The 8,022-nt window shown below is 66.6% G+C and carries 8 protein-coding genes; 3 read left to right on the top strand and 5 right to left on the bottom strand.

Going from position 1 to position 8,022, the window contains the following annotated elements:
* Positions 1 to 533: MFS transporter (locus BRAO375_RS00115; RefSeq protein WP_139031263.1), on the bottom strand; the 533-nt coding region annotated here is incomplete at its 3' end.
* Positions 534 to 696: 163 nt separating this feature from the next.
* Positions 697 to 1,203 carry a YciE/YciF ferroxidase family protein gene (locus BRAO375_RS00110; RefSeq protein ID WP_009025406.1) on the bottom strand — a complete coding sequence of 169 codons (507 nt, stop codon included), beginning with the start codon at positions 1,201 to 1,203 and terminating at the stop codon, positions 697 to 699.
* 397 nt (positions 1,204 to 1,600) lie between these two features.
* Between BRAO375_RS00110 and BRAO375_RS00100 the strand changes: the two genes are divergently transcribed.
* Positions 1,601 to 2,692, top strand: coding sequence for a lysylphosphatidylglycerol synthase transmembrane domain-containing protein (locus BRAO375_RS00100; protein ID WP_009025405.1), 1,092 nt, complete (start codon positions 1,601 to 1,603; stop codon positions 2,690 to 2,692).
* Positions 2,693 to 2,800: 108 nt separating this feature from the next.
* Entirely contained in the window at positions 2,801 to 4,750 is a 1,950-nt protein-coding gene (locus tag BRAO375_RS00095) for an SGNH/GDSL hydrolase family protein (RefSeq protein ID WP_035638098.1), read from the top strand.
* Between the two features lie 284 nt (positions 4,751 to 5,034).
* Here BRAO375_RS00095 and BRAO375_RS00090 read toward each other — a convergent pair whose 3' ends face one another.
* On the bottom strand, positions 5,035 to 5,643 hold the full coding sequence (locus BRAO375_RS00090; RefSeq protein ID WP_009025403.1) for a DUF2147 domain-containing protein: 609 nt from the start codon (positions 5,641 to 5,643) through the stop codon (positions 5,035 to 5,037).
* A gap of 171 nt (positions 5,644 to 5,814) precedes the next feature.
* Positions 5,815 to 6,843, bottom strand: a complete 1,029-nt coding sequence (locus tag BRAO375_RS00085) for an NAD(P)/FAD-dependent oxidoreductase (RefSeq protein WP_009025402.1) — start codon at positions 6,841 to 6,843, stop codon at positions 5,815 to 5,817.
* Positions 6,844 to 7,019: 176 nt separating this feature from the next.
* On the opposite strand from BRAO375_RS00085, the gene BRAO375_RS00080 reads away from it, so the two are divergent.
* Positions 7,020 to 7,469 (top strand): acyl-CoA thioesterase, encoded by a 450-nt coding sequence (locus BRAO375_RS00080; RefSeq protein ID WP_009025401.1) that lies wholly within the window; start codon positions 7,020 to 7,022, stop codon positions 7,467 to 7,469.
* A 55-nt stretch (positions 7,470 to 7,524) separates the two neighbouring features.
* On the opposite strand, the gene BRAO375_RS00075 is transcribed toward BRAO375_RS00080, so the two are convergent.
* Positions 7,525 to 7,845, bottom strand: a complete 321-nt coding sequence (locus BRAO375_RS00075) for a 2Fe-2S iron-sulfur cluster-binding protein (protein ID WP_009025400.1) — start codon at positions 7,843 to 7,845, stop codon at positions 7,525 to 7,527.
* Positions 7,846 to 8,022: the final 177 nt, after the last annotated feature.

Raw genomic sequence — 8,022 nt, 5'->3', positions numbered from 1 at the left:
CCGACCAGCGCGATCAGCGTGCCGCCGACGAACGGACCCGCGGTCAGCGTCAGGCTGGCGCCGGCGGCCCAGATGCCGACCGCGCGGCCGCGCGCCTTCGGATCGGGGTAGGCGTGGTTCAACAGCGCGAGCGAATTCGGCACCAGCAGCGCCGCCGCCAGCCCCTGCAGGCCGCGCAACGCAATCAGGCTGGCCGCGTCGGGCGCGAGGCCGCAGCCCACCGAGGCCGCCGTGAACAGCGCAAACCCCGCCATGAAGACGCGCCGCGCGCCGAAACGGTCGCCGAGCGCGCCCGCCGTCAGGATGAAGGCGGCGAAGGCGATTGTGTAGGCGTTGACCACCCATTGCAGCGCGGCGACATCGCCGCCGAGCGCGGTGCGGATGCTCTCGAGCGCGGTGTTGACGATGGTGACGTCGAGCTGGACGACGCCGAAGCCGAGACTCATCGCGGTCAGCGTCAGCGCACCCGCCACGCGGGCTGGCGGCGCTGGCGTGGCCGGGGCGTGCAGCGCTGCGGTTGACGATCGTCTCATGCCGGGCCTCCTGGTGGTGGAGAACGGCGGCGACTTTAGTCCAGCTAGCCACATAATGCTTCGATATCGGTCGAAGGATGCCTGACGTCCCGCCCGATCCCCCTCCGACGGCAAAACGCCGCGCGGGCGGCGCGGCGTTTTGTCTCAGTCGCAGGCTGCGTGATCAGCTCGCGGCGCGCAGATTGACGCTGGTCTCGGCAAGTTTGGTCAGCTTCATGTCGGTCGCCTTCTCCTCGTCGAGCGTCTTCTGCAGCACGGCGGCGCAGTCGCTGCGGCCGAGTTGTTTGGCCCAGGCGATCAGGCTGCCGTAGCGGGTGATCTCGTAGTGCTCGGCGGCCTGGCCGGCATTGATCAGCGCGGCGTCGAGCACGGTCTTGTCGGCCACCTCGCCGGCGACCTCCTCGGCCTCCTCGATGATGCCGTCGATCGCCGGGCAGTCGACCGCCTTGGGCGCGATGCCGTGCATCTCGAACACCTGCTCGAGCCGCTTCACATGCGTGCGGGTCTCGTCGAGATGGGTCAGGAAGCCCTGCTTGAGCTGCTGGTCGGTGGCCTTGTCGGCCATCTTGGGCAGCGCTTTGATCAGCTGGTTCTCGGCATAATAGATGTCCTGCAGCTGGTGCACGAACAGGTCGTTCATCGTCTTGATGTCTTTGGTGAACAGTCCCATGTGTCTCATGTCCTTCTGGGGTTCGGAACATGGCGGGCCCCACCCCGACCGCGCGTTCATGTCCATTGACGTCTCGCTTGCGGCTAACCGGCAGCCTGATCGGTTGTTCCGGCGCCGCACCGCCAGCGCCGATCGGAACCTGACGGGCCGGGGCGACGCTCGCGTCGAACCCCGCAGGTAACCTTTGGGACCAAACTGAGGCGGGCGGTCGCGGTCCCCAGCCATGTGACCGGAGTGTGACAGACCCGCAAAGCGAACTCGGAGCTGCGTTGAGTCAAGGACTGCACAAGGCGTGCGTTTTAGCTTAAGGAACAGGCTGTCACGGATTGCCCGCCCTCGTCGATCAAATGGTTTCGCCCTTTTTCCAAGATTTACTGCCGCCCCGCCGGGAGGATGAATGCAGCGCCTGCTGACCACGCTGTCGCGTGGCTTCAAGAAATGGATCGGCTGGAAGCGGCTGGGGATTGCAGCGAGCCTTGCGATCATCGCCTTCGCGATCACCACACTCGTGCGCACGCTGAAGGGCGTCGATGGCGGCGTCATTCTGACGGCGCTGACCGAGATTCCGCCCGGTCACATTGCGCTCGCGGCCTTGTGTGTGGTCGGCGCGTTCTGCACGCTCACCTTCTATGACTATTTTGCGCTGCGAACGATTGGCAAGAAACACGTGCCCTATCGCATCGCGGCGATGAGCGCCTTCACCAGCTATTCGATCGGCCACAACATCGGCGCCACCGTCTTCACCGGCGGCGCGATCCGATTCCGCATCTATTCGGACTACGGCCTCTCGGCGATCGACGTCGCCAAGATCTGCTTCCTGTCAGGCCTGACCTTCTGGCTCGGCAATCTGTTCGTGCTCGGCATCGGCATGACGCTGCATCCGGCCGCCGCCACGGCGATGGACCAGCTGCCGCCGGCCGTCAATCAGCTGATTGCGATCGGCATCCTCGGCGCGATCTTCGCCTATCTGGGCTGGCTTTACGCCGGCAAGAACCGCCGCCAGCTCGGCCAGAACGGCTGGAAGGTCGTGCTGCCGTCGGCCCCGCTGACTGTCGTGCAGATCCTGATCGGCGTCGTCGATCTCGGCTTCTGCGCGCTGGCGATGTATTTGCTGGTGCCCGCGAACCCGCCGATCGACTTCCTCTCGCTGTCGGTGGTGTTCATCCTCGCCACCCTGCTCGGCTTCGCCAGCCATGCCCCAGGCAGCATCGGCGTGTTCGACGCCGCGATGCTGGTGGCGCTGCCGCAGTTCGGCCGCGAGCAGCTGCTCGCCACCCTGCTGGTGTTCCGCGTGCTCTATTTCGTCATTCCGTTCGCCACCGCGATCTCGATCATGGGCGTCCGGGAACTCTGGCTGAACGTCGTCAAGCCATGGCAGGAGCGGCGCCGGCTGCAGGCGGCCGTCTCCGACGAGATCGCCGCCAAGCGCGCGGCTGCGGCCGCACCCGCGGCCGTTCCGCAGCGGATCAAGCGCCACTCGCAGGGTTGACTTGACGCCTTGGACGAGAGCTGACAGCGGTGCGGTTGACCTTGTCGGCCGCTCTCTTATTTCCGCCCCATCGCTCACGTGAATGCCTTGCGCATGAAGTTCTGGCGTATGATCCGTATGTCCCGTCGTTCGTTGCTGGCCGCCTGCATGCTTGCCGGCCTGCTCGCCCCCTTGGCGACCCGTCCGGCTGCCGCACAGTTCGGCGCGCCGCCGCAGCTCCAGATCAGCTGGGAGGTGCGCAACCGCTTCCGCCTGTTCCGCGAGGAGCGTGACTTTCTGCTGCACGTCGAGAGCACGCGCGACCGCTCGATCCTCTCCGCCGAGCAGGGCCTGGCGATCCAGAGCGACGGCCGCGGCTGGGCGCGCAATATCGTGAACCGCCTGTGCATCGACCTCACAGGTCGCGTCAACGAGCCGTGCACGCGTGACAACGTCAAGGAAAGCTACCTGACGCCGATCGACCATCCGGTCAGCGTGCGCCTCACCGGCCCGGTGCCGGTCGGCGCCACCTGCGCCTGGTCGTTCGACGATGGCGACGGCCCGCAGACCTCGACCTTCGACTGCGCCGAGCCCGTCAATCTGCGCGTCCGCTATGGCCGCCAGACCGTGGCCAGCGTCGATGTCACCAGCCCCGAGGGCACGCGGCAGGTCTCCACCGGCATCCAGGTCCGCGACGTCCTCATCGCTGGCCTCGGCGACAGCATCGCCTCCGGCGAAGGCAATCCGGACCGGCCGATCGCGCTCGCCGATGACGGCTTCTGCTTCCGCTCCTATCTCGGCGGTCCGACCGCGCAATATTATCGGCCGAGCCGCGCCGGCTTCAAAGGCGGCCGCGCCTGCGAGGCGCCGGACACGCTGCAGAACTGGCAGAAGCACAGCGCGGTCTGGTTCAACGCCGCCTGCCACCGCTCGCTCTACAGCTACCAGACCCGCACGGCGCTGGCGCTCGCTGTGCGCTATCCGCACGTCGCCGTCACCTACCTGCCGCTCGCCTGCACCGGCGCGACCATCGCCGATGGCCTGTTCGGCAGCCAGCGCGCGCGCGAATGCACCCCAGGCCGCTCGCTGGCGACCTGCGCCGGCGGCGTCAACGGCCAGCTCGGCGAGCTGCGCGAGGCGCTCACCGCCGCGCAGCGCCGCCAGCCCGACCGCCGCCTCGATCTCATTCTGCTGTCGATCGGCGCCAACGACATCAACTTCTCCGGCCTCGTCGCCGACGTCATCGTCGACACCCCGACCGAGCGCACCTTGTTCAAGCGCTCCGGCGTGATCGGGTCGGTCGACGAGTCGCGCGGCGAGCTCGCGCGCGACCTGCCGCGCGGCTTTGCCAAGCTGCGCGACGCGCTGAAGCCGCTGGTCGGCGATCTGTCGCACGTGATCTACACGTCCTACGGCAACCCGGCGCTGAGCGGCCCCGGCACTCCCTGCCCCGGCGGTCCGGCCGGCTTCGAGGTGCACCCCTCCTTCAACGCCAATCCGCAGCGGCTCGCCAATGTCGCCGGCTTCGTCGAGAACGAGTTCCTGCCCGCATTGCGCGGTCTCGCGCAATGCACCGCCGGCGTGCTGTGCCGCGATCCGCGCAGCGAGCGCATGACCTTCGTCGACGCGCATCAGCCGGCGTTCGCGCAGCACGGCTTCTGCGCGCGCTCGCCGCAGGATCCGCCGTTCGACCGCGAATGCTTCGCCGCCAACGGCGAGAGCTTCGATTCCAATATCGTCAGCGCCGCCAACGAGCCCCTGCTGTGCGGCCGCGGCGCCAGCGAGTACCGCCCCTATCTGCCGCGCGCGCGCTGGATCCGCGACGCCAATGACAGCTACTTCTCGGCCATGACCTATCCGCAGGGCCTGCCGGCGGCGATGCAGCCCGCCGACATCCACGATGCGAGCTGGGGCGTGCTGTCGGCGGTCTATGGCGGCGCCGTGCATCCGACCGCCGAGGGCCACGCCGCGATGGCCGACGCGGCGTTCCCCGCCGCCGCCGAAGTGCTCAACCTGGACGCCGCCGAGCCCAGCATCTCCAGCCAGCCGCTGCCGCCGAGCGGAGGGGCGCAGCAGTAGCTGCCGGTCTCCGCAGCGGCCTCTCGGCACACAGCGCTGTCGCATTTGACGATAGAAGCTTTGCGACAATGACTCTCCACGTCGTCATGGCCGGGCTTGTCCCGGCCATCCACGTCGCTCGGCGTCCACAAAAAGACGTGGATGCCCGGGCATGACGGAGTTACTGACTACGGAATCGCTCGTGGCGACAGCTCAGCTCAGGGTGCAGCTCGGATGCCACGGGCCGCAATATCGTAACACTAAGTCTATTGGCGATGCGGACGCATCGAGCGCGCCGCGACGAACTACTTCGTCGGCGCCGGCTTCTTCATCATCGGCGGCGCCTGCTTCGTCGCCGGAGCGGTGGCGGTCGTCGCCTGCGGCGGCAGATATTTGGCGAGGATCGCAGGATCGATCTGTGCCATGTTGGTATCCGGCAGACGCGTCCAGGTCTCGTCCTTGCCGAACAGCGAGATGCCGAGATAGCCGTGCAGGATCAGCGACTGTCCGTCCGGAGTGACCCGCATGTTGGCCTTCCAGATGTTGCCGTCGCGCGGATTGAGGACGTTGCCGCCCTCGTACTTCAGGCCCTCGCGCTTCATGTCGCGCACGAAGGAGATTCCGAGCACCGGCGCATTCTTGCGGTCGTCGGTGCATTTCGAGCAGACCTCGTTCGGGTTGTCGCCGGGACGCGGAAACGTCTTGGCGATCACGCCTTCGAACACGCCATCATGATCGATGAAGAGAAACCAGCCGACCGGACGGCCATCCTCGACCTTCTGCCACAGCCCGGCCGCGGTCGGCTCTGCTGCCAGCGCCGGCCGCGTCAGCAGCGCACCGCCTGCGACGAGCGCGCCGAGCGCGAGCGTCGTCACAGCAGGCATCAGCCGAAGTCGGGGAAACGCGTTGCGCATCATCATCTCACCTTGACCAAGTCACAAAATGAATGGCCGCACAGTACGGCCGTTTCGTGCATCGTTCCAGCCCATAACAGGTCTGGCGCGCCGGTGAAACCGGCACGCGCAGGAAACATTTCTTCACATTTGAGTTGGTCCGGCGGCGTTTGGTTCCACGCCACCGACAAATTAGTTGACGCCGAGCTTCTTCTGCAGGCTCGACGACGACGTCGTGTACTGGAACACCAACCGCTTCTCCGGATAGACGTAGCGGTGCGCCTTCTGCGCCATTAGCGCGCCCTCGTGGAAGCCGCACAGGATCAGCTTGATCTTGCCCGGATAGGTGTTGATGTCGCCGATCGCGAAGATGCCGGGCACGGAGGTCTCGAACGCCGAGGTCTCGACCGGAATGAGATTGTGCTCGAGCGCGAGGCCCCACTCGGCGACCGGGCCGAGCTTCATCGTGAGCCCGAAGAACGGCAGCATCATCTCGCAGGGAATGGTCTCGACCGCATTGTCGTTGCCCTTGATCGTCGCAGCCGACAGCTGACCATTGGCGCCTTCCAGCGCGGTCACCTGCCCGATGCGCAGGTCCATCTTGCCGCCTGCGACAAGCGCGCGCATCTGCTCGACACTGTGAGGCGCGGCGCGGAAATCGTCGCGGCGATGGATGAGCGTGATGCGCTTGGCGAGCGGATGCAGATTGAGCGTCCAATCCAGCGCGGAATCGCCGCCGCCGACGATCACGACATTCTTGTCGCGGAACTGCTCCATCTTGCGCACGGCATAAAACACCGAGGTACCCTCGTAGGCCTCGATCCCCGGCACCGGCGGACGCTTCGGCTGGAATGAGCCGCCGCCGGCAGCGATCACCACGACCTTGCACTCGAACACCTTGCCGGCGTCGGTGGTGACGCGAAAACCGGGATCGCCGATCTTCTCGACCTTCTCGACCATCTCGCCGAGATGGAAGGTCGGGCTGAACGGCTTGATCTGCTCCATCAGCTGATCGGTGAGGCCCTGCCCCGTCACCATCGGCACGCCGGGAATGTCGTAGATCGGCTTCTCCGGATAGAGCTCGGCGCACTGGCCGCCGACCTTGTCGAGGATGTCGATCAGATGTGCCTTGATGTCGAGCAGCCCCAGTTCAAACACGGCAAACAGTCCGCAGGGGCCCGCGCCAATGATCAGCACATCGGTCTTGATCGCTTCACTCATGTCGCTCTTCTCGTTGGAGGCGCCGCTCGGATGCGGGCGGCAGATGGCGGTTCCGAATTTGTAGCCAACGGGGCGGTCGCAGGGAAGGCACAAAACCGGCCCTCCGCGAGGGCCGCGGCTTGCAGCGGACAGCCTAGCGAGGTTTGAAGGGGAGATGGAATGATGGAGATCAATCGGTGACAGAGACGCCCCGCCTCGAGGACTTCCCCTACCGCCTCACGGACAATGTCCGCTTCGGCGACCTCGATCCCAACCAGCACGTCAACAACGCCGTCTACGCGACCTATTTCGAGACTGGGCGGGTGACGCTGATGAAGGACCCGCGCCACGGCCTCACGCAGGAGGGGCTGGCCTGGATCATGGTGCGGCTCGACATGCATTTCCGCGCCGAGCTGCGCTGGCCGGGGACGATCGAGCTGGGACTGGGAGTCGTGAAGCTGGGCCGGACGTCCGTGACCTCAGAGCAGGTCGTGTTCTCGGACGGGCGCTGCGTGGCTTCGGCCACCGCCGTGATGGTCTTGATCGACGAGCTGTCGCGCAAGCCGGCGCCGCTGACGCCAAAGCTGATCGCGGCGCTGCAGCCCTGGGTCCGCCGCGGCGTGACGATCACAGCGCCCCCGGCCTAAGGCCGGGCGGCGGCAGTAGGGAGATGCGGTGAGAAGCGCTCCCGATAGCGGGAAATCAGGCCTGACGCTCGGGCGTCGACACGACGAGGCCGTCGAGCTCGTCGGAAACCTTGATCTGGCAGGCGAGGCGCGAGTTCGGCCGGACGTCGTAGCCGAAATCGAGCATGTCCTCTTCCATCGGGGTCGGCGGGCCGACCTTCTCGCGCCAGGCTTCGTCGACATAGACATGGCAGGTCGCGCAGGCGCAGGCGCCGCCACATTCGGCCTCGATGCCCGGAATGGCGTTGCGGATCGCCGCTTCCATCACGGTCGCGCCGTTCTCGATGTCAACGGTTCGGGATTCGCCGGTGTGGTCGACAAAGGTGATCTTGGCCATGTGTGCTCGTGCTGCGCAGGGAATGAGGTCGGGCTGTCCTATAACGGACCGCTCCGCTCTGCGCTAGTGCCGCGGCCGGCTGCTTCAAACCGCGCCGAGCATGTCCGAAATCGCCGCGCGGGCCTGCGCGACGGCAGTCGCCAGCCAAGCCAGCGCGTCGGCCGGGTCGCCGGCCCG

The sequence above is a fragment of the Bradyrhizobium sp. ORS 375 genome, assembly GCF_000239775.1.
Classification (GTDB): Bacteria; Pseudomonadota; Alphaproteobacteria; order Rhizobiales; family Xanthobacteraceae; genus Bradyrhizobium.
The sequence above is the reverse complement of the archived record's forward strand: the minus strand, read 5'-3'. Positions and strand labels throughout refer to the sequence as shown.

Excerpts from the sequence above, each read along its gene's own strand:
- BRAO375_RS00110 (WP_009025406.1), bottom strand. The coding sequence starts at position 1,203 with ATGGGACTGTTCACCAAAGACATCAAGACGATGAACGACCTGTTCGTG.
- BRAO375_RS00100 (WP_009025405.1), top strand. The coding sequence starts at position 1,601 with ATGCAGCGCCTGCTGACCACGCTGTCGCGTGGCTTCAAGAAATGGATC.
- BRAO375_RS00095 (WP_035638098.1), top strand. The coding sequence starts at position 2,801 with ATGATCCGTATGTCCCGTCGTTCGTTGCTGGCCGCCTGCATGCTTGCC.
- BRAO375_RS00090 (WP_009025403.1), bottom strand. The coding sequence starts at position 5,643 with ATGCGCAACGCGTTTCCCCGACTTCGGCTGATGCCTGCTGTGACGACG.
- BRAO375_RS00085 (WP_009025402.1), bottom strand. The coding sequence starts at position 6,843 with ATGAGTGAAGCGATCAAGACCGATGTGCTGATCATTGGCGCGGGCCCC.
- BRAO375_RS00075 (WP_009025400.1), bottom strand. The coding sequence starts at position 7,845 with ATGGCCAAGATCACCTTTGTCGACCACACCGGCGAATCCCGAACCGTT.